At 73.2% G+C, this 19,536-nt stretch carries 20 protein-coding genes; 1 reads left to right on the top strand and 19 read right to left on the bottom strand.

Annotation, left to right across the window (positions count from 1 at the left end):
* Positions 1–53 precede the first annotated feature (53 nt).
* The 16 genes from whiG to IE287_RS07615 form a co-directional block, all read right to left on the bottom strand.
* A complete protein-coding gene (gene whiG / locus IE287_RS07690; protein WP_189848127.1) occupies positions 54–887 on the bottom strand; it encodes an RNA polymerase sigma factor WhiG in 834 nt (277 codons plus the stop codon).
* Between the two features lie 239 nt (positions 888–1,126).
* The gene (gene dprA, locus IE287_RS07685) at positions 1,127–2,287 is read right to left on the bottom strand and encodes a DNA-processing protein DprA (RefSeq protein WP_189848126.1); all 1,161 of its coding nucleotides are present in this window, start codon (positions 2,285–2,287) and stop codon (positions 1,127–1,129) included.
* Entirely contained in the window at positions 2,284–3,897 is a 1,614-nt protein-coding gene (locus IE287_RS07680) for a YifB family Mg chelatase-like AAA ATPase (protein ID WP_189848125.1), read from the bottom strand. Before IE287_RS07680 ends, dprA begins: the two co-directional genes overlap by 4 nt.
* Positions 3,897–4,262 (bottom strand): YraN family protein, encoded by a 366-nt coding sequence (locus tag IE287_RS07675; protein WP_189848124.1) that lies wholly within the window; start codon positions 4,260–4,262, stop codon positions 3,897–3,899. The genes IE287_RS07680 and IE287_RS07675 overlap by 1 nt, the downstream gene beginning before the upstream one ends.
* A gap of 128 nt (positions 4,263–4,390) precedes the next feature.
* Positions 4,391–4,699, bottom strand: coding sequence for a DUF2469 domain-containing protein (locus IE287_RS07670; protein WP_005311352.1), 309 nt, complete (start codon positions 4,697–4,699; stop codon positions 4,391–4,393).
* Positions 4,700–4,728: 29 nt separating this feature from the next.
* Positions 4,729–5,271: an NUDIX hydrolase gene (locus IE287_RS07665; protein ID WP_189848123.1), complete on the bottom strand. Its 543-nt coding sequence runs from the start codon at positions 5,269–5,271 to the stop codon at positions 4,729–4,731.
* On the bottom strand, positions 5,268–6,023 hold the full coding sequence (lepB, locus tag IE287_RS07660; protein ID WP_189848122.1) for a signal peptidase I: 756 nt from the start codon (positions 6,021–6,023) through the stop codon (positions 5,268–5,270). The genes IE287_RS07665 and lepB (IE287_RS07660) overlap by 4 nt, the downstream gene beginning before the upstream one ends.
* 53 nt (positions 6,024–6,076) lie before the next feature.
* Positions 6,077–7,000, bottom strand: coding sequence for a signal peptidase I (lepB, locus tag IE287_RS07655; protein WP_189848243.1), 924 nt, complete (start codon positions 6,998–7,000; stop codon positions 6,077–6,079).
* Positions 6,936–7,943: a signal peptidase I gene (lepB, locus tag IE287_RS07650; RefSeq protein WP_189848121.1), complete on the bottom strand. Its 1,008-nt coding sequence runs from the start codon at positions 7,941–7,943 to the stop codon at positions 6,936–6,938. The genes lepB (IE287_RS07655) and lepB (IE287_RS07650) overlap by 65 nt, the downstream gene beginning before the upstream one ends.
* Positions 7,936–8,733 carry a signal peptidase I gene (gene lepB, locus IE287_RS07645; RefSeq protein ID WP_189848120.1) on the bottom strand — a complete coding sequence of 266 codons (798 nt, stop codon included), beginning with the start codon at positions 8,731–8,733 and terminating at the stop codon, positions 7,936–7,938. Before lepB (IE287_RS07645) ends, lepB (IE287_RS07650) begins: the two co-directional genes overlap by 8 nt.
* A 69-nt stretch (positions 8,734–8,802) precedes the next feature.
* Complete coding sequence (gene rplS, locus IE287_RS07640) at positions 8,803–9,153, bottom strand: 50S ribosomal protein L19 (protein WP_043229374.1); 351 nt, start codon at positions 9,151–9,153, stop codon at positions 8,803–8,805.
* A 128-nt stretch (positions 9,154–9,281) separates the two neighbouring features.
* Positions 9,282–10,103: a tRNA (guanosine(37)-N1)-methyltransferase TrmD gene (trmD, locus tag IE287_RS07635; RefSeq protein WP_189848119.1), complete on the bottom strand. Its 822-nt coding sequence runs from the start codon at positions 10,101–10,103 to the stop codon at positions 9,282–9,284.
* Complete coding sequence (gene rimM / locus IE287_RS07630; protein WP_189848118.1) at positions 10,100–10,657, bottom strand: ribosome maturation factor RimM; 558 nt, start codon at positions 10,655–10,657, stop codon at positions 10,100–10,102. Before rimM ends, trmD begins: the two co-directional genes overlap by 4 nt.
* Positions 10,658–10,734: 77 nt before the next feature.
* Entirely contained in the window at positions 10,735–10,974 is a 240-nt protein-coding gene (locus IE287_RS07625) for an RNA-binding protein (RefSeq protein ID WP_005311361.1), read from the bottom strand.
* Positions 10,975–10,976: 2 nt separating this feature from the next.
* The gene (rpsP, locus tag IE287_RS07620; RefSeq protein WP_030759471.1) at positions 10,977–11,414 is read right to left on the bottom strand and encodes a 30S ribosomal protein S16; all 438 of its coding nucleotides are present in this window, start codon (positions 11,412–11,414) and stop codon (positions 10,977–10,979) included.
* 154 nt (positions 11,415–11,568) lie between these two features.
* Positions 11,569–12,162 (bottom strand): hypothetical protein, encoded by a 594-nt coding sequence (locus tag IE287_RS07615; protein ID WP_189848117.1) that lies wholly within the window; start codon positions 12,160–12,162, stop codon positions 11,569–11,571.
* A gap of 338 nt (positions 12,163–12,500) precedes the next feature.
* Here IE287_RS07615 and IE287_RS07610 point away from each other — a divergent pair, with 338 nt between their 5' ends.
* Positions 12,501–13,226, top strand: a complete 726-nt coding sequence (locus IE287_RS07610; protein ID WP_189848116.1) for a class I SAM-dependent methyltransferase — start codon at positions 12,501–12,503, stop codon at positions 13,224–13,226.
* 10 nt (positions 13,227–13,236) lie between these two features.
* On the opposite strand, the gene ftsH is transcribed toward IE287_RS07610, so the two are convergent.
* The 3 genes from ftsH to IE287_RS07595 form a co-directional block, all read right to left on the bottom strand.
* Positions 13,237–15,195 carry an ATP-dependent zinc metalloprotease FtsH gene (gene ftsH / locus IE287_RS07605; protein ID WP_189848115.1) on the bottom strand — a complete coding sequence of 653 codons (1,959 nt, stop codon included), beginning with the start codon at positions 15,193–15,195 and terminating at the stop codon, positions 13,237–13,239.
* Positions 15,196–15,336: 141 nt separating this feature from the next.
* Positions 15,337–16,890 carry a signal recognition particle protein gene (gene ffh / locus IE287_RS07600; protein WP_189848114.1) on the bottom strand — a complete coding sequence of 518 codons (1,554 nt, stop codon included), beginning with the start codon at positions 16,888–16,890 and terminating at the stop codon, positions 15,337–15,339.
* 128 nt (positions 16,891–17,018) lie between these two features.
* Positions 17,019–19,466, bottom strand: coding sequence for a [protein-PII] uridylyltransferase (locus IE287_RS07595; protein WP_189848113.1), 2,448 nt, complete (start codon positions 19,464–19,466; stop codon positions 17,019–17,021).
* Positions 19,467–19,536 lie beyond the last annotated feature (70 nt).

Raw genomic sequence — 19,536 nt, 5'->3', positions numbered from 1 at the left:
GGAGGCCGCTCGAATCCTGGGCACGGCTCCACTGTACGACCGGTGGGGCGGGGTCAGCGCCCGACGTCGGCCAGCTTGGCGCGGAGCTGCAGGACCGACTTGGTGTGGATCTGGCTGACGCGGCTCTCGGTGACGCCGAGGACGTGGCCGATCTCGGCCAGGGTCAGGCCCTCGTAGTAGTAGAGCGTGACCACGGTCTTCTCCCGTTCGGGGAGGGTGTTGATGGCGCGGGCGAGGAGCCGGCGCAGTTCGCGGTCCTCGGCGACCTCGACGGGGTTGTCGGCGGCCGTGTCCTCCAGGGTGTCCATGAGGGAGAGCCGGTCGCCCTCGCCCCCGACGTGCAGGAGCTCTTCGAGGGCGACGACGTTGGCCAGGGACAACTGACTGAAGACGGCGTGCAGTTCCTCCAGCTGGATGCCGAGTTCGGCGGCGACCTCGGTCTCGCTGGGGGTGCGGCGGAGCTGGGCTTCGAGGGTGGCGTAGGCGCGCTCGACGTTGCGGGCCTTCTGGCGCACGGAGCGGGGGATCCAGTCGAGGGCGCGGAGTTCGTCGATCATCGCGCCGCGGATGCGGGTGATGGCGTAGGTCTCGAACTTGATGGCGCGCTCGACGTCGAACTTCTCGATGGCGTCGATGAGGCCGAACACTCCGGAGGAGACGAAATCGGCCTGTTCGACGTTGGACGGCAGGCCGACGCTGACGCGTCCGGCGACGTATTTCACGAGGGGCGAGTAGTGCAGGATCAGCTGTTCCCGCAGTCGTTCGTCACCGGTGGACTTGTACGAGCGCCACAGTTCGTCGAGGGAGGTCGGCGCGGCCGGCCGCACGGCGCCCCGGGCTGCGGGGGGCACCGCAGCGCGGTCAGACCCGGAGGTGTGCTGGGGCATGCGTCGCCTTGAGCCGTTCTGCTGTCGAGTGCGTCGGTCTGGGTGTCCTGTGGGGAATCCTGGTGAGCGTAGCGTGAGTGTGGTGTCGCGGTGAGCGAACGGGAACGGATGGCAGCGGTCCCGGGGGGCGTGGTCGGCCACATCTTCGAACCCGTGCCGTGGCGCGCGTCGGCCCCTCGGGGGCGGCCGGGGGAACTCGGTTCCTCATCGGCTTCACCTTTTCACCCGAATGCGCCAGGTCAAGGACCGCCATGCCGCGCGTTCGACACCTGCTTGCCGCTGTTCGTCAACCTCCATCCGTCGCCGTCCCGCTCGGCGTGACCGAGGGCGTGGAGTTCGTACAGCCGGGCGAGGGCCTCGTCGGGGGTGGTGCCGGCGCGCCGGGCGATCTCGTCGGCGGGGGCGGGTGGGCGGGCGGGGAGGGCTTCGAGGACCTGGGCGATGGCGGGGGCGAGGAGGTCGCGGGGGAGGACGGGGCCGCGTCGGGCGGGGGCGAGCTCGCCGATGGCGCCGACGAGTTCGATGATCTCGTCGGCGTCGGTGACGAGGCCGGCGCCGTCGCGGAGGAGTTCGTGGACGCCGGCGGAGAGGGCGCTGGTGACGGGGCCGGGGACGCCCATGGTGTGGCGGCCGAGGCGGAGGGCGGCGCGGGCGGTGGCGAGTGATCCGCTGCGGTGCCGGGCCTCGACGACGACGGTGCCGCGGGTGAGGGCGGCGATGACGCGGTTGCGGAGGATGAAGCGGCTGGGGGTGGGGTGGCTGCCGGGTGGGAGTTCGCCGATGAGGAGGCCTTGGCGGGCGATGCGTTCGAGCAGTCCGGTGTGGCCGCGGGGGTAAGGGGTGTCGACGCCGCTGGCGAGGACGGCGGCGGTGGCTCCGCCGGCGGCGAGGGCGCCGCGGTGGGCGGCGCCGTCGATGCCGTAGGCGGCGCCGGAGACGACGATCCAGCCGTGGCGGCTGAGGCCGGCGGCGAGGTCGGCGGCGGTGTGGGCGCCGTACGGGGTGCAGGCGCGGGCGCCGACGAGGGCGACGGAGCGCAGGGCCCAGGTGCGGAGGGCGGCGGGTCCCCGGGTCCAGAGGCCGAGGGGGCGGGCGTCGCCGAGGTCGTCGAGCTGGGTGGGCCAGTCGGGGTCGCCGGGGATGAGGAAGCGGCCGCCGAGGCGGGTGACGTGGTCGAGGTCGGCTTCGGGTGCGGTGCTGCGGGCGCGGTGGCGCCAGCCGGCGAGGCGGCGGGGGCCGACGTCGGGGAGCGGGGGTTCGCGGGGGTCACGGAGGAGGGTGAGGAGGGGGGTGGCGCCGTGGGTGCGCAGGGCGCGGCCGGCTTGTTCGTCGCCGGGTTCGAGGATGCGGGTGAGGGCGGCGCGGGCGAGTCGTTCGGTGTCCGGCGGGTGGGGGGTCATGGGCGGTCTCCGGTGGTGAGGGGGACGCCCCGGGTGATGCCGGTGCGGAGTTCGAGGGCGTGGGCGAGGTCGTCGGGGCCGGGGCGGTCGTGTCCGGCGAGGTCGGCGATGGTCCAGGCGACGCGGAGGACGCGGTCGAGGCCGCGGGCGGTGAGGAGGCCTCGCTCGATGTCGCGTTCGGCGTGGGCGAGGGCTCCGGGGGCGGTGGGGTAGCGGGTGCGGAGTTCGTGGCCGGGGATCTCGCTGTTGAGGGTCCAGGGGGTGCCCGTGAGGCGGGCGGTGGTGCGGGCGCGGGCTTCGCGGACGCGGTCGGCGACGGTGGTGGTGGGGTCGCCGCGGCCTCCCCGGCCGAGGAGGTCGGCCCGGGTGACGGGTTCGGCTTCGACGCGGAGGTCGACGCGGTCGAGGAGGGGTCCGGAGAGGCGGGCCTGGTAGCGGCGGACGGCGGAGGGCGGGCATTCGCAGCCGGCGCCGTGGAGGGTGTGGCGGCCGCAGGGGCAGGGGTTGGCGGCGAGGGCGAGGAGGAAGCGGGCGGGGAGGCGGACGACGCCGGCGGTGCGGGCGATGACGACGTGTCCGGATTCGAGGGGCTGGCGGAGTGCGTCGAGGGATTTCGTGGAGAACTCGGGGGCTTCGTCGAGGAAGAGGACGCCGCGGTGGGCGAGGGAGGCGGCACCGGGGCGGGGGATGCCGTTTCCGCCGCCGACGAGGGACTGCATGGTGGCGGAGTGGTGGGGTGCGCAGTAGGGGGCGCGGCGGACGAGGGGTTCGCCGGGCGGGAGGATGCCGGCGACGGAGTGGACGGCGGTGACTTCGAGGGATTCCTGGCGGGTGAGGGGCGGGAGGATGCCGGGGAGGCGTTCGGCGAGCATGGTCTTTCCTGCGCCGGGGGGTCCGGTGAGGAGGAGGTGGTGGCCGCCGGCGGCGGCGATCTCCAGGGCTCGGCGGGCGGTGTGCTGGCCGGCGACGTCGGCGAGGTCGGGGCCTTCGCCGGGGTCGGGGGCGAGTCCGGTGCCGATGCCGGCGCCGGGGACGAGGAGTCCGGCGAGCATGGTGTCGGGCCGGCCTTGTTCGAGGGGGTCCTCGTCGGGGACGGGTTCGCCGGCGAGGACGGCGATGAGCTGGCGGAGGGTGCGGACGCCGAGGACGGAGACGCCGGGGACGAGGGAGGCCTCGCCGGCGGTCTGTTCGGGGACGACGACCTGGTGGTAGCCGGCGTCGGCGGCGGCGAGGACGGCGGGGAGGGTGCCGCGGACGGGGCGGACGCGTCCGTCGAGGCCGAGTTCGCCGATGAGGACGAGGTCGGCGATGGAGCGGGGGTCGATCCGTTCGGCCGCGCCGAGGACGGCGGCGGCGACGGCGAGGTCGAAGCCGGAGCCGCTCTTGGGGACGGAAGCGGGGCTGAGGCCGACGGTGAGTTTCTTCTGGGGCCATTCGGCGCCGGAGTTGACGACGGCGGCGCGGACGCGGTCGCGGCTCTCGCTGAGGCTCTTGTCGGGGAGGCCGACGAGGGTGAAGGCGGCGACGCCGGGTTCGAGGTCGGCCTGGACTTCGACGACGACGCCTTCGACGCCGACGAGGGCGACGGAGCAGGTGCGGGCGAATCCCATCAGGCCACCCCGCGGGCGTGGGTGAGGACGGGGGCGCCGCGGCGGGGCAGGACGATGCCGATGAGGTCGATGCGGACGCCGCCGGCGGGTGGTGGGGTGCCGGTGCGGTCGAGCCAGCAGTGGGCGAGGTGCCGGAGTCGTGCGGCTTTGTGGGGGGTGACGGCGGCCATGGGGTGTTCGAAGCGGCCGATGCGCCGGGTCTTGACCTCGCAGATGACGAGGGTGTCGCCGTGCAGGGCGACGATGTCGATCTCTCCTTCGCGGCCGCAGCGCCAGTTGCGGGCGAGGATGTGCACTCCGGTGCGGGTGAGCCGGCGGGCTGCCAGTTCCTCTCCGTACCGTCCGAGTGCTCGGGTCGCGTTCATGGGACCACCTCCGTCACCGACTGTGACGGAGGGGGGTCCGGGCGTGTGCGGGGCTGTGGACGGGTGGGCGGTCGCGGAGGACCGCCTCACTCACACGGGTGAGCCGCGCGGGCGGTGGTGCGGAGGGGTCAGCTGCCGGGGAGTTCGAGGTCGCTCTTGTTGAGCTCCTCGATGTTGACGTCCTTGAAGGTGAGGACGCGGACCTGCTTGACGAACCTGGCCGGTCGGTACATGTCCCAGACCCAGGCGTCGGCCATGCTGACCTCGAAGAAGACCTCGCCCTGGACCGAGTGCACCTGCATCTCGTAGTCGTTGGTGAGGTAGAAGCGCCGCTCGGTCTCGATCACGTATTTGAACAGCCCGACGACGTCGCGGTACTCCCGGTAGAGCTTCAGCTCCATCTCGGTCTCGTACTTCTCGAGGTCCTCGGCGCTCATGGCATGTTCCCCTTCAGCCGTGCGTCCCCCTATTGTGCGCCAGTCGCGGGCGCCCCTTGGACGATTTCCGGGGCGAGTACGACGGGCGTGCTCGGGGCTCCCTCGTCGAGCAGCGTGCGCAGCAGCTCGGCGAGCCTGATGGGGTACACGGTCTCATGGGCCGCCGACAGTTCGGCGGAGGTCCACCATCTCTGGCCGGAGAGGCTGCGGGTCTCCAGCTCGGTGAGGGCCTGGGGGCCGGGTACGGGGCCGGTGTGGCGGGTGCGGGCGAGGTAGTACCACTCGTCCTGGTTCCAGCGGCGGCCCGCGAAGGGGAAGGAGCAGTGGCGCCGCCAGAGGACGGGTCCCAGTTCGACGTCGGTGAGGCCGGTCTCCTCGGCGAGTTCGCGGAGTGCGGCCTGTTCGCGGGTCTCGTCGCCCTCCAGGCCGCCGCCGGGGGTGAACCACCAGGTGTCGGCGGGGTCGTCGGGTTCGTGGCCGTGCAGGAGCAGGATGCGGTCGTCGGGGTCGAGGAGGACGATCCGGGCGACCTGTCGCACCTGTGCGTCCGTCTCCGTCGTGCCGTCGGTCATGCCTTCACCTTCTCCCCCGCGCTCTTCCCGCGCCCCCTCGGGCGGGTGGCGAGGGGTCCGTAGGCGGCGCCGCCGAGGATGAGGGCGGTGCCGGCGGCGACGGCGGTCAGGAGGAGGGTGACGGGGCCGGGGTCGGAGGTGCCGCCCGGGAGGGCGGCGAAGGCGGCGGGGCGGTCCACGAGGCCGCCGGGGAGGGGCCAGGCGACGGCGTCGACGCGGGCGACGACGGCGGAGCGGGGGACGGAGCCCTGGGCGGCGTCGTCGAGGTGGGTGCGGGAGTCGAGGGAGGTGATGCGGTCGTCGCCGAGGAGGAAGAGGCCGTCCGCGGGGACGGTGGCGGTGAAGTCCTCGGTGGAGGCGCGGGCCGGGCCGGCGGTTCCGGTCGGCAGATACGGTTCCTCGATGGGGGCGCCGTTGACGGTGAGGCGTCCGTCGGTGCCGCAGCAGGCGACGGTGTCGCCGCCGACGCCGACGACCCGCTTGACCATGGTCCCCTGGCCCCAGAGGGGGTCCTCGAAGACGACGACGTCGCCGCGCCGGACCTCGTCGCCGTCGATGCGCTGGGCGAGGAGCTTGGAGCCCACGTCGAGGGTGGGGGCCATGGAGCCGGTGGGGACGGTGTACGGCCGGTAGAGGAGGGCTCCGCCGGCGAGGCCGCCGAGGAAGAGCAGAAAGCCGACGGCCACGGCCAGCCCCGACAGCACGCTGCCGAGGCGGCCGTGGCCGTCGCGGTTCTTCGTGGTCCCGCTCATGTGCACCCCAGAGGTCTGTCGACGATCTGGGACGGCACCCTACCCGCGGGAAGCTACTCGGCGGTATGCCGTGCGGCCCGCTTCCTCCGGCGCCACAGCACCAGGGGCAGTGCTCCGGCGAGACCGGCCGCGGCGGGCAGCGCCGCGGGGGCGGCGGCCGACGCGGGGTCGAGGCCCGGCTGGTCGAAGACCTCCGGGACGGGCAGCGTGGCCCAGCGGGTGATCGGCCAGGCGACGACCACGGCGCGGCCGACGACCTGGTCGTCGGCGATGGTGCCGCCGCCGGGGAGTTCCTGGTGGAAGCGGGAGTCGAGCGAGTTCTGCCGGTTGTCGCCCATGACCCAGATGCGGTCCTGGGGGACCTTGATCGGGCCGAAGGAGTCCTGGCAGGGGACGGATCCGGGGTAGAGGTAGGCGGTCTCGTCGAGCTCCTTGCCGTTGAGGACGACCTTGCCGCCCTCCTTGCAGGAGACGGTGTCGCCGCCGACGGCGATGACCCGCTTGATGAGGTCCTTCTCCTCCGCGGACGGCATGAGGCCGATGAAGCTGAGGAACTTCTGGATCGCGTTGGGCTTGGGCGTCTCGGCGGTCTCCAGCCAGCCGCCCGGGTCGTGGAAGACGACGACCTCGCCGCGTTCGGGCTCGGAGCCGAACCAGGGGGTCAGCTTGTCGACGAGGACCCGGTCGCCCTTCTTCAGGGTGTTCATCATCGATTCCGAGGGAATCGAGAACGCCTGCACCAGGAAGGTCTTGATGAGCAGCGCGAGGATCAGCGCGATGCCGATGAGCAGCGGGAGTTCCTTCCAGAAGGAACGCTGCTTCCTCGGGCGGGCGCCGTTCTCGTCGGTCTGCTCCGGCTCGTCGCCGGGCGGCGGCGTGCCGTCGCCGCTGGTGTTGTCTTCCGTCACGTTCTCACCTCTGGCCCCGTCGGCCCTGTCCTCGGGCCCGTCCTGTCCGGAACGCGCGCCGACGGCCACTTCCCCCACATCCACTCCTCACTCGGTGCAAGTGCCCGTCCCGGAACAGGGACAGGCCCGCCACTCCCATAACGAGCAGGAGTTCCGCAGGGGTCGGCGGCCAGGGCATTCCGTTCGCGTTCCGCGAGGACACAGTATGCGACGCGCCCGGTGCGGCCCCGGTGGTCGGGGGCGCGTCCGGTACGGCGGCGAAGGCCTCGCGCTCCTCCAGGCCGCGCCAGTGGCCGAGCGGCCAGGCGATCGCGACCGCGCGGCCGACGATCCGCTCCTCCGCGATGGTGCCCCGGTCCGGTTCGTCGAGGTGGTAGCGGGAGTCGGCGGAGTCGGAGCGGTGGTCGCCGAGGACGAAGATCCGGCCTTCGGGGACCTTCACCTCGAAGGGGATGGCGGAGGGCTTGTCGCCGGGGTTGAGGTACGGCTCGTCGACCGGCACGCCGTTGACGGTGATCCGGCCGTCCTCGTCGCAGCAGCGGACGGTGTCCCCGCCGACGGCGACGACCCGCTTGATGAGGTCCCGTTCGTCGGCGGAGGGCATCAGGCCGATGAAGGTCAGCGCCTGTTTGATCTGCTTGATCCCGACGGGGTCGTCGGCGGCGGGTGCGGGGTCCTGGTGGAGCCAGTTCCCGGGGTCCTCGAAGACGACGACGTCGCCGCGCCGGGGCTCGGAGCCGAACCAGGGGGTCAGCTTGTCGACGACCACGCGGTCGTCGATCTTGATCGTCTGCTCCATGGAGCCGGACGGGATGACGAAGGCCTGGACGAGGAAGGTCTTGAGGACGAGGGCGATGAGCACCGCGACGCCGACGAGGATGGGGATCTCGCGGAGGGCGGAGCGCTGCCGGCGCCGTCTGACCCTGCGGGCCAGTCTGCGGCGTTCGGCTCGGCCGGGGGGCGCCTGGGTGGCGCCGGGGTCCTCGCCGGCGCGGCGGCCGCGGCTACCCATGTCCGCTCCCCCGCGGTCCGGTGGGGTGACCGGAGGCGGGCGGCGCCGGCACGGCGTCGTACGCGTCGGTCTCGGTCACGGTGGTCCAGCGGGCGAAGGGCCAGACGATCCAGTCGGCGCGGCCGACGACCTTGTCGACGGGGACCATGCCGCCGCCGGGGCTGCCGAGGTGGTCGCGGGAGTCGCTGGACTGGCTGCGGTGGTCGCCCATGACCCAGAGGGTGCCCGGGGGGACGACGATGTCGAAGGGCACGTCGGAGGGGCGGTCGCCGGGGGTGAGGTACGGCTCGGCGACGCGGGTGCCGTTGACGGTGATCCGGCCGTCCTCGTCGCAGCAGACGACCCGGTCGCCGCCGACGCCGACGACCCGCTTGACGAAGTCGGTCTCGTCGGGGGCGGCGAGCCCGAGGGCGGCCGCGGCGTCGTGCAGGAGGCCGGTGACCGGGTTGCCCGCGGGGTGTTCCCGGACGAAGGATCCGGTGCCGTCGAAGACGACGACGTCACCACGGCGCGGCTCGCTGCCGAAACGGTACGCCAGTTTGTTGACCAGGATCCGGTCCCCGACCTGGAGGGTGGGCTCCATGGAGCCGCTGGGGATCAGGAAGGGCTGGGCGACGAAGTGGCTGAGGAGCAGGAGGAAGACCACGCAGGCGGCGCCGGTGAGACCGGTCCGGCGCCAGGAGGGTCCGGAAACGCGCACGGAGCGCGACCCGTCGTCCGAGGCGGGATCCGGTGGGGGATCCGCCGGGGACGAGGGGTCGCGCTCCGTGTGCTGTGCTTCGGTGTCCATCGGGGGGTGAGCCTATCCGGCCCGCCTGTACGAGGAGCGTGAAGCGTCGCGTGAGCGGTGAGCCGGAGCTCAGCGGTCGCGCTTCTCCTTGATCTTGGCGGCCTTGCCGCGCAGCTCGCGGAGGTAGTAGAGCTTGGCGCGACGGACGTCACCGCGGGTCACGACCTCGATCTTCTCGAAGATCGGGCTGTTCACCGGGAAGGTGCGCTCGACGCCGACGGAGAACGAGACCTTGCGGACGGTGAAGGTCTCGGAGACGCCGGAGCCCTGGCGGCGGATGACGACGCCCTTGAACTGCTGGATACGGGAGCGGTTGCCCTCGATGACGCGCACGTGGACGTTCACGGTGTCGCCGGGACGGAAGGCGGGCAGGTCGGAGCGGAGGGAAGCCGCGTTCACCTGGTCGAGCAGGGAGGCCATGGAGGTCTCTTTCCTCGCCGATGCCACAGGCCATCAGCGGTGACGTACGAATCGATGGGGACGCCGTCCGGTCGATGGCGGGCGGCTCCCCCTGTGGCAGGGGCGCGCGCCGGACGGACGGCAGTCACCTATTCTTCCACGCCCTCGACCCTGCGCCAAAATCGGCCGCCGGGCTCGGGGGCCCAGCCGAGGAGGGAGAGGGTCTCGCGGTCCTTCTTGTCGAAGGCGGCGGGGTCGCAGCGCTCGATGAGGTCGGGCCGGTTGGCGGCGGTGCGGCGGAAGGCCTCGTCGCGGCGCCAGCGGGCGATCTTGCCGTGGTGGCCGCTGAGCAGCACGTCGGGGATCTCGCGGCCGCGCCACTCGGGGGGCTTGGTGTAGACGGGCCCTTCGAGGAGGTTGGCCATGGCGCCGGGGGCGAAGGAGTCGTCGCGGTGGGACTCGGCGTTGCCGAGGACGCCGGGCAGGAGGCGGGCGACGGCCTCGGTGATCACCAGGACGGCGGCCTCGCCGCCGGCGAGGACGTAGTCGCCGATGGAGACCTCGTAGACGGGGACGCGGGTGGCGTACTCGTCGATGACGCGCCGGTCGATGCCCTCGTAGCGGGCGGGGGTGAAGATCAGCCAGGGCCGCTCGGAGAGCTCGACGGCGAGTTCCTGGGTGAAGGGGCGGCCGCTGGGGGTGGGGACGACGAGGACGGGTCCGTGGGCGCCGGCGTCGTAGCCGTCGGCGAGGGTCTGGTCGAGGGCGTCGCCCCAGGGCTCGGTCTTCATGACCATGCCGGGGCCGCCGCCGTAGGGGGTGTCGTCGACGGTGTTGTGCCGGTCGTACGTCCACTGCCGCAGGTCGTGGACGTGGACGTCGAGCTGTCCGCGGGCGCGGGCCTTGCCGACGAGGGAGACGTTCAGCGGTTCGAGGTACTCGGGGAAGATCGTGACGACGTCGAGCCTCATGCCTGGTCGTCCTCTTCGGCGTCGCGGGCGGAGGCGATCTCGGCGCGGTCGTCGATGAGGCCGGGCGGCGGGTCGATGACGGCCCGCTGGTTCTCCAGGTCGATCTCGGTGACGATCTGCTCGACGAAGGGGATCATCAGCTCGGTGCCGTCGGGGCGTTCGACGATGAACAGGTCCTGCGACGGCAGGTGGGAGATCTCGGTGATCGCGCCGATGAGGGTGCCGTCGGCGAGGACCACGTCGAGGTCGACGAGCTGGTGGTCGTAGTACTCGTCCTCCTCCTCGGGGAGTTCCGCCGGGTCGACCTCGGCGATGAGGAGGGTGTTGCGGAGCGCCTCGGCGGCGTTGCGGTCGCGGACGCCCTCGAAGCGGAGCAGCAGCCGGCCGCTGTGGACCTTGCCGGACTCGATGGTCAGCGGCCCGGCGGAGGCGGGGTCGGTGAGCAGGACGGCGCCGGGGCCGAGCCGCAGCTCGGGCTCGTCGGTGCGCACCTCCACGGTGACGTCGCCCTTGATCCCGTGGGCGCGGCCGATCCGCGCGACTACCAACTGCACTGGTGAACTCTCCTGTCGTACGGCAACGGGCCGGGGAGGGCAGACCGCCCTCCCCGGCCCGTGCCGGTGTCAAACTTTCAGCGGACCTGGTCCACGTCGACGAGGTCGACGCGGATGCCACGGCCGCCGATGGCGCCCACGACGGTACGCAGCGCACGCGCGGTGCGGCCGTTGCGGCCGATCACCTTGCCGAGGTCGTCCGGGTGGACCCGGACCTCGAGCACGCGGCCGCGACGCAGGTTGCGCGAGGCGACCTGCACGTCGTCGGGGTTGTCGACGATGCCCTTCACGAGGTGCTCAAGAGCCTCCTCGAGCATGATCAGGCTTCGGTCGACTCGGTGGACTCGGCCTCGGCCTCGTCCGCCTTGGCCTTCTTGGCCTTCGGGGTGATGGCCTCGCCCTTGTCGTCAGCGCCCTCGAGGGCCTTGGCGAACTCGTCGAAGGAGGCGCGCTTGGCTTCCTTGGTCGCCGGGACGAGCAGAGCCTTCTCGGGGGCCGGGAGGCCCTTGTGCTTCTGCCAGTCGCCGGTGAGCTTCAGGATGGCGAGGACGGGCTCGGTCGGCTGGGCGCCGACGGACAGCCAGTACTGCGCACGCTCGGAGTCGACCTCGATACGCGACGGGTTGTACGTCGGGTGGTAGAGGCCGATCTCCTCGATCGCGCGACCGTCACGACGGGTGCGCGAGTCGGCGACGACGATGCGGTAGTGCGGCTGGCGGATCTTGCCGAGGCGCTTGAGCTTGATCTTGACTGCCACTGGAGTGGTGTCTCCTGGTCTTGACGTGGTGGGGCACTTGAGATGCCACGTGGGGTTGCGGTACTCGGGTGCCCGATGGACGCGTCAGCCGGAGGAGAGAGGGGTCCTGTGCGACTGTCGAGTACAGCTGTCCATTGTGCCACACGCCGACGGGTCAGCCTGCGGCGCCCACCGTCTCGGGGATCCGGAAGGGCTTGCCGCAGCCGCCGCAGACGATCGGGGCCTGGGCGAGCACCGAGGGGACCACGCGGACGTTGCGCCCGCAGTCGCAGACGGCCTTGACGCGGACGCCGCCGCCGGAGGAGCCGTGCCGGGCCGCCGGTCCGCGGAAGGAGCGCTTGGTGTCCGCGGCGGTGGCGACGGTGTGGGCCCTGAGGGCGCGCTGGAGGCGCTCGATGGTGGGCCGGTACCGCCGCTTCGCCTCGGGGTTGAGCGTGACCAGGGAGAAGCCGCTGCTGGCGTGCGGCTCCTCCGGATGGTCGAGGCCCATCTCCTCGGCGATCGCCAGGAATCTGCGGTTGTGGTAGCGGCCGGCGCGGGAGGTGTCACGGACACCCCGGGCGGCGGCGATGCCGTGGACTGCCTCGTGGAGCAGTCGCTCGAAGGAGAGTTCGGCGCCGCAGGCGGACGAGGACTCTCCGATCAGGGACTCGGGCGCGGCGAGGTCCGGCAGCTCGGGGTGGTGCCGCTGAATGTCGGCCCACGCCTGCGCCAGCTCTGCGGCGAGGACAGGTGGTGTCGTGCTCACGTCGGGTACAACGAGCCGGATCGCTTCCGGGTTCCATTACGGGGCAACTCAAATATTTTGCACGTACCCGTCAGTCGGTACCCAGGCGTCCACAGCTGGTGCACAGCGGGCGCATACGCCCCGGCGTGCGGTCGCGTCACGCACGCCGGGGCGGTGTGGGACGGGACACTACCGGGCGGGTGCCCGACTTCGGGCACCGACCCCCTCCCCCGCGGCGTCCCCGGGGCCGCGCACCGAACTCGTCCCGAGTCGTCCGGTACGAGCACTGGACGCCGGACGCGAAGCGCAGTTCCCTGACTACGGGGGGCTGTCGTCCGGCACGGAATGGGGCCTGATCCATGACACCTACGCTCGTCCCGCACCACCCCGCGCGCGACTGGGCCGAGATCCAGGAGCGGATGCTCGTCCCGCTCTACGAGGCGGCCTACGAACGCCTCGGCGTCGGCCCGGGAACCCGCCTGCTCGGCCTGGACTGCGGCACCGGCCTGGCCCTGCTGATGGCGGCGGCCCGGGGCGCCTCGGCCACCGGGGCGGAACGGGACCACGCGCGCGTGGAGCTCGCCAGGGCCCGTCTCCCCGAGTCCGTGACGGTCGCCCCCGAGGTGCCCGGCGACGGTCCGTACGACGTGGTCACCGCCTTCCACGCGGCCGACCGCACGGCCTTCGGGCCGGCCGACCTCACCCGGGCGGCCCAACCCGGCACGGCGGTCGTGCTGGCCGGCTGGGGACCGCCGGAGCGGTGCGCGACGGAGCCGCTGCTGCGGCTCGCGGACCGGCTCGCCGACCGCCGCCCCTCCCCCCGTACCGACCTGGCCGCGCTCGCCGTCCGGGCCGGCCTGCGGCCGGTCGGCTCGGGGCGGGTGGCCTGCCCGTTCGGCTACGCGGACGAGGGCAGCGCGGTGCGCGGGCTGCTCTCCACCGGCGCCTTCGACGCGGCCGTGCGGGCCGCCGGCCCCTCGCAGGTGGAGAAGGAGATCGAGGAGGCGCTGGCCCCGTACCGGCGCGCCGACGGCACGGTGTGGATGCCGAACGTCTTCCGGTACGTGGTCGCGCGCGTGGTCTAGCGGTCCGGGCTCAGGCGGGCGCCTCCGGACGGGGGCCGACGCCGGGCTCGGGGGCGTCCGGGTCCGGGCGGTCGATGCCGGCCGCCCGGTAGGCCGCGTCCTCTTCGAGGGTCTCGGCGGCCAGCAGGGCGGCGGAGAGGGCGTCCAGCCTGTCGCGGTGCTCGTTCAGGAGCCGTACGGCGTCGTCGTAGCACTCGTCGACGATCCGGCGCATCTCGGCGTCGACGGTGTCGAGGGTGGCGGGGGCGGCGGAGAGCCCGTAGGCCTGCTGGGCGTCGCTCGGGATGGCGGTGAGCCGGCCGACGGTCTCGCTCATGCCCCAGCGGCCGACCATGCCGCGGGCGATGCTGGTGACCTGTTCGAGGTCGCTCTCGGCGCCGGTGGTGATGACGCCGAAGACGACCTGCTCGGCCGCCATGCCCCCGAGGGCGCCGATGATCCGGCCGCGCAGGTACTCCTCGGTGTAGGCGTACCGGTCGGCGTCGGGGGTGGAGAGGGTGACGCCGAGGGCGCGGCCGCGCGGCACGATGGTGATCTTGCGGACGGGGTCGGCGCCGGGCTGGAGCATGCCGAGGAGGGCGTGGCCGCTCTCGTGGTACGCGGTGCGGCGGCGCTCCTCCTCGGGCATGACGAGGGGCCGTTCGGCGCCGAGCTGGACCTTCTCCAGGGCGTCGGAGAGGTCGGACTGGGTGACGGACTTCTGCTCGCGCTTGACGGCGAGGAGGGCGGCCTCGTTGGCGAGGTTGGCGAGTTCGGCGCCGGTCATGCCGGGGGTGGTGCGGGCGACCTGCTCCAGGTCGACGTCCTTGGCGAGCGGGATCCGCCGGGTGTGGATCCTGAGGATGGCCTCGCGGCCGCCGCGGTCGGGCGGGTTGACGTGGACGATCCGGTCGAAGCGGCCGGGGCGGGTGAGGGCGGGGTCGAGGACGTCGGCGCGGTTGGTGGCGGCGAGGACGATGACGCCCTCGGAGCCGGTGAAGCCGTCCATCTCGGTGAGGATCTGGTTGAGCGTCTGTTCGCGTTCGTCGTGGCCGCCCATGCCGGAGCCGCCGCCGCGGGCGCGGCCGATGGTGTCGATCTCGTCGATGAAGATGATCGCGGGGGCGACCTTGCGGGCCTCGGCGAAGAGTTCGCGGACGCGGGAGGCGCCGACGCCGACGATCATCTCGATGAACTCGGAGGCGGAGGCGGAGAAGAAGGGCACTCCGGCCTCGCCCGCGACGGCCCGCGCGAGGAGCGTCTTGCCGGTGCCGGGAGGACCGGCGAGGAGGACGCCGCGGGGCATCCTGGCGCCCATCTCGCGGTAGGCCTGCGGGTTCTTGAGGAAGTCGACGACGTCGTTGAGCTCGCCCTCCACCTCGTCGATGCCGGCCACGTCGGCGAAGGTGGTGCGCTTGCCGCCCTCCAGCTCGACCGGTTTCGGCGGCTGCTTGCGGCCGAGCATGCCGCCTCCCCCGCCCATGCCGGCGCTCATCCGGCGGGCGATGAAGACCCAGAGGAGGACGAGGAGCAGCATCGGGGCGAGGGAGAGGAGGAGGTTGGCGAGGAAGGACCGTTCCTGCACCACGGGCTCGGCGGTGACGGTGACCTTCTGCTGGGTGAGCTGCGCCCACAGGTCGTCGTCGGCGAAGGCGGGCCGCTGGGTCTGGAACTTGGTGTAGTCGCCCTTGCCGTCGGGGACCGGCTGCTTCTCCTTCAGCTGGCCCTGGATGGCGTCGCCCTTGGAGTAGATCTTGGTGACGTTCCCGGCGGTGACCTGCTTGCTGAACTCGGTGTACGAGATCGTCGGCCCGTCGCCCTCGTTGAAGAAGGACAGCACGAGGTTGGCGATGAGGTAGACGGCGAGCGCGGTGAGGACGAGGCTGCCCCAGCCGCCGGGCATCTTCTTCTTCTGCGGCGGGGGCGGCGGTGCCCCTTCCGAGCGCCAGGGCTGGTCGGTCCGGTCGCGCGGGGGTACGGGGTTGGCCACGTCGCTCTCCTCGGGGCGGCAGTGGCCCCAGTATCGAAGATCGTGACGAAGGCGGCATTCCGGGTGGGCCGGGCGGACGAGGAGGGGCCCGGGACGGTTGCGCACCGTCCCGGGCCCCTCCTCGTGGGCGTCCTCCGGGCGTCAGCCCATGAACTTCTTGAACTCGTCCGGCAGCTCGAAGTCCTGCGGGCCCTGGCCGGCGCCCGGCAGCCCGAAGGCGCCGCCCTGCTGGGCCTGCTCCCGCTTCTGCTGGGCGGCCTGCTCCTCGGCCTTCCGCTTCATCGGGTTGCCGCTCTTGCGCTTGCCCTTGGCCTGCTTGATCTGCTTCTTCTGCCGGCCGGGGCCGCCGCCCATGCCCGGGATGCCGGGCATGCCGGGCAGGCCGCCGCCCTGGGCCATGCGGGACATCATCTTGCGGGCCTCGAAGAACCGCTCGACCAGGCCCTTCACGGCGCTGACCTCGACGCCGGAGCCCTTGGCGATACGGGCGCGGCGGGAGCCGTTGATGAGGGTCGGGTCCTGGCGCTCGGCCGGGGTCATCGACTTGATGATGGCGGCGGTGCGGTCCACGTCCCGCTCGTCGATGTTGGCGATCTGCTCCTTCATCTGCCCCATGCCGGGCAGCATGCCGAGGAGCTTGCTGATGGAGCCCATCTTGCGGACCTGCTCCATCTGGGCGAGGAAGTCGTCCAGGGTGAAGTCCTGGCCCTTCTTCGACGCGAGCTTCGAGGCCATCTTGGCGGCCTCTTCCTCGTCGAAGGTCTGCTGGGCCTTCTCGATGAGCGACAGCATGTCGCCCATGCCGAGGATGCGGGACGCCATGCGGTCCGGGTGGAACGCGTCGAACTCGTCCAGCTTCTCGCCGTTGGAGGCGAACATGATCTGCTTGCCGGTGACGTGCGCGATGGAGAGCGCGGCACCACCGCGGGCGTCGCCGTCGAGCTTGGAGAGGACGACGCCGTCGAAGCCGACGCCGTCGCGGAAGGCCTCGGCGGTGTTGACCGCGTCCTGACCGATCATGGCGTCGACGACGAAGAGGATCTCGTCGGGGCTGACGGCGTCGCGGATGTCCGCGGCCTGCTGCATCAGTTCCTGGTCGATGCCGAGGCGGCCGGCGGTGTCGACGACGACGACGTCGTAGAGCTTGGTCCGCGCGTACTCGACGGAGTCCTTGGCGACCTGGACCGGGTCGCCCACGCCGTTGCCCGGCTGCGGGCCGTAGAAGGCGACGCCGGCGCGGTCGGCGACGACCGAGAGCTGGTTGACGGCGTTGGGGCGCTGGAGGTCGCAGGCGACGAGCAGCGGCGAGTGGCCCTGCCCCTTCAGCCAGAGGCCGAGCTTTCCGGCGAGGGTGGTCTTACCGGCGCCCTGAAGACCGGCGAGCATGATCACGGTGGGCGCGGTCTTGGCGAACCGCAGCCGGCGGGTCTCGCCGCCGAGGATGCCGATGAGCTCCTCGTTGACGATCTTGATGACCTGCTGGGCCGGGTTGAGGGCCTGGGAGACCTCGACGCCGGTGGCGCGCTCCTTGACCTGCTTGATGAAGGAGCGGACGACCGGAAGGGCCACGTCCGCTTCGAGCAGGGCGATCCGGATCTCGCGTGCGGTGGCGTCGATGTCCGCCTCGGACAGACGGCCCTTGCCGCGGAGGTTCTTGAAGGTCGCTGCAAGGCGGTCGGAGAGGGTATCGAACACGGCGGTCGCGGATCCTCGGTGTCGTGGGCGGTCGGATTGCCCTCCAGGGTATCGGGCCGTCCGCGGAGTGTGGCCCCGCCCGCCCGATCCGGGGCACGGGACGGGGACGGGGACGGGGCCGGCGCGCGTCAGCCCAGCGCCTCCTCCAGCGTCCGGGCCAGGTCGATCGCCTCCTCGTCCGGGAGGAGGGAGCCGTCCGGGCGGGTCACGTAGAGGGTGTCGACGGCGTTGGCGCCGAGGGTGGAGACGTGGGCGCTGCGGACCCGCACCGCCGCGCCCTCCAGGGCGCGGCCGATCCGGTGGAGCAGGCCGGGGGCGTCCTGGGCGCGGACCTCCAGGACGGTGGCGAGGCGGGACTCGGCGGGGGCGACGGTGACCCGGGGCGGCGGGGCCGGGACGCCGCGGCGGCGCGGGTAGGCCGCCTCGCGCTCGGCGAGGCGGGCCGGGATGTCGAGGGAGCCGTCGAGGGCGCGCAGCAGGTCGGCACGGAGCCGGTGGCCCTGGGGCAGGGCGCCGTACTCGGCGGCGACCCGCCAGTCGAGGACGAGGACGGAGCCGGAGCCGAGCTCGGTGGGGAGGTCGACGGCGCGCAGGTCGGCGGCGCGGACGGTCAGCCGGTGGAGGGCGAGGACGCCGGCGACGGCGGGCAGGACGCCGGGCTGGTCGGGGAGGGCGATGAGCAGCTCGACGCCGACGGGTTCGGGCTCGTCGGGGTCGAGGGGCTGCTCGTCGCGGGCGTGGAGGGCGAGGACGGGTTCGCCGGTGCGCAGCGCCTCGACGGCGAGGCGTTCCTGTTCGGCGCTGGGCGCGGCGGCCTCGGGGTCGGGCAGGGGCTCGCCGGCGAGGACGCCGGTGACGCGTTTGACGAGGTCGGCGACGAGGGAGGCGCGCCAGGCGGACCAGGCGGCGGGGCCGGTGGCGAGGGCGTCGGCCTCGGTGAGGGCGTGGAGGAGTTCGAGGGTGCCGACGGTGCCGACGGCGGCGGCGACGGACTGGACGGTGGCGGGGTCGTCGAGGTCGCGGCGGGTGGCGGTGTCGACGAGGAGGAGGTGGTGGCGGACGACGGTGGCGAGGGTGGCGGTGTCGGTGCGGTCGAATCCCATGCGGGCGGCGAGGTCGCGGGCGATGGTCTCGCCGGCGACGGAGTGGTCGCCGGGCCAGCCCTTGCCGATGTCATGGAGGAGGGCGGCGACGAGGAGGAGGTCGGGGCGGCCGACGCGGCGGGTGAGGGAGGCGGCGCGGACGGCGGTCTCGACGAGGTGGCGGTCGACGGTCCAGGTGTGGACCGGGTTGCGCTGGGGGCGGTGGCGGACGCGCTCCCAGTCGGGCAGGAGGCGGGTGACGATCCCCTCGGCCTCCAGGGCCTCCCAGACGGGGACCGCGGAGGAGCCGGCGCCGAGGAGGGTGACGAGGGCCTCGCGGGCCTCGGCGGGCCAGGGGACGGGCAGCGCCTTGGCCGCGGCGGCGAGCCGGCGGACGGCGTGCGGGGAGAGCGGCAGTCCGTGCTGGGCGGCCGCGGCGGCGGCGCGGAGCGGGAGGGCCGGATCCCGTTCGGGGCGGGCGGAGAGGGCGAGGACGGCCTCGCCGTCCATCTCGACGACGCCCTCGGCGAGCGGGGTGCGCTCGACGGGCTGTTTCCGGTCGCCGGAGCGGCCGCCGAGGAGGGTGCGGAGCCGGGGGCGGGCGGACCGCGCCTTGAGGACGCGGCCGACCTCGCGCCAGGTGACGTCGGAGGCGTACGTGACGATGCCGGCGGCCTCGTACACCTCGCGGAGCAGGGTGTCGGCGTCGAGGAGGCCGAGTTCCCGGGCGACGGCGTCCTGTTCCTGGAGGGCGAGGCGGTCGGTGGCGCGGCCGGTGGCGAGGTGGAGGGCGTCGCGGGCGTCGAGGAGGCGGCGGCGGGCGGTGTCGAGGCCGTCGCGGGGGGCGTCGGCGAGCCAGGAGGCGGCGACGGCGCGCAGGGCCTGGACGTCGCGGAGGCCGCCGCGGGCCTCCTTGAGGTCCGGTTCGAGGAGGAAGCGGAGCTCGCCGGCGCGCTCGGCGCGGTCGCGGCAGAGCTCGGCGAGTTCGGGGAGGCGGCGGACGGCCTGGTTGCGCCAGTCGGCGAGGACGGTGGAGCGCAGGGAGGCGGCGAGGGCGGTGTCGCCGGCGAGCGGGCGGGCGTCGAGGAGGCCGAGCTGGACCTTGAGGTCCTCGGCGGCGGTGGCGCGGGCCTGGGCGGGGGTGCGGACCGAGTGGTCGAGCGCGATCCCGAGGTCCCAGACGGGGTACCAGATGCGGTCGGCGAGGGCGGCGACGGCCTCCCCGGGGGCGCTGCCGTCGTGGAGCAGGAGGAGGTCGAGGTCGCTGCGCGGGGAGAGTTCGGCGCGGCCGTAGCCGCCGACGGCGACGAGGGCGACCCCCCTGGGCGGTGCGGCGGCGGCGAAGAGGGCGGCCAGCCAGTCGTCGGTGAGGCGGGCGAGGGCGGTACGCCGGGACGGCCCGGTCCGCTCCTTCTCCTGGAGGAGGAGCAGCCGGGCCGCCGCGTAGCCGGATCCCTGTGCTTCGGTCGCGTCCTGCGGTTCGAGGGTGGTCACCGGCGGCTCCTTCGCTCTGCGGGGCGGTGGGGCGGGGGTACGGCTCCGGGGTGCGGCCTCCGGGCCGGAG

Origin of the sequence: Streptomyces omiyaensis (assembly GCF_014650895.1) — a bacterium.
Taxonomy (GTDB): domain Bacteria; phylum Actinomycetota; class Actinomycetes; order Streptomycetales; family Streptomycetaceae; genus Streptomyces; species Streptomyces omiyaensis.
This window is presented reverse-complemented; position numbering and strand designations above follow the sequence as displayed.